Annotated in this window: 1 protein-coding gene; it reads right to left on the bottom strand. The window is 70.5% G+C overall.

The window, feature by feature from the left end; translation table 11 throughout:
• Window positions 1-638, bottom strand: a 638-nt coding sequence (locus VM95_RS37890) for a carboxyl transferase domain-containing protein (RefSeq protein ID WP_045706119.1), incomplete at both ends; no start/stop codon positions are given.

Here is a 638-nt window from a genome sequence, read left to right as displayed (position 1 = left end):
TAGGCGCCGCCGTAGGCCTTGCGCAGGATCAGCGAGATGCGCGGCACGGTGGCGTTGCAGTACGCGTACAGCAGCTTGGCGCCGTGCCGGATGATGCCGTTGTGCTCCTGGTCGACGCCGGGCAGGAAGCCCGGCACGTCGACCAGCGTCACCAGCGGGACGTTGAAGGCGTCGCACATCTGGACGAAGCGCGCGGCCTTCTCCGAGGAGTGGATGTCCAGCACGCCGGCCAGCGACTGCGGCTGGTTGGCGATGATGCCCACCAGCCGCCCGTCCAGCCGGGCCAGCGCGCAGATCACGCTGGTCGCCCAGCGCTCGTGGACCTCCAGGTACTCGCCGAGGTCGACGACCTCCTCGATCACCTTGCGCATGTCGTACGGGCGGTTGCCGTCGACCGGCACCAGGTCCAGCAGCGCCTCGCAGCGCCGGTCGGCCGGGTCCCCGGTCGCGACGACGGGCGGCGCCTCGCGGTTGTTCTGCGGCAGCAGCGAGAGGAGGTAGCGGACCTCCTCGATGCAGGACTGCTCGTCGTCGTAGACGAAGTGCGAGACGCCGGAGACACCGGCGTGCACGTCCGCGCCGCCGAGGCCGTTCTGGCTGATCTTCTCGCCGGTCACGGCCTGGACGACGTCCGGGCC

This window comes from Streptomyces rubellomurinus, assembly GCF_000961885.1.
Classification (GTDB): Bacteria; Actinomycetota; Actinomycetes; order Streptomycetales; family Streptomycetaceae; genus Kitasatospora; species Kitasatospora rubellomurina.
The sequence above is the reverse complement of the archived record's forward strand: the minus strand, read 5'-3'. Positions and strand labels throughout refer to the sequence as shown.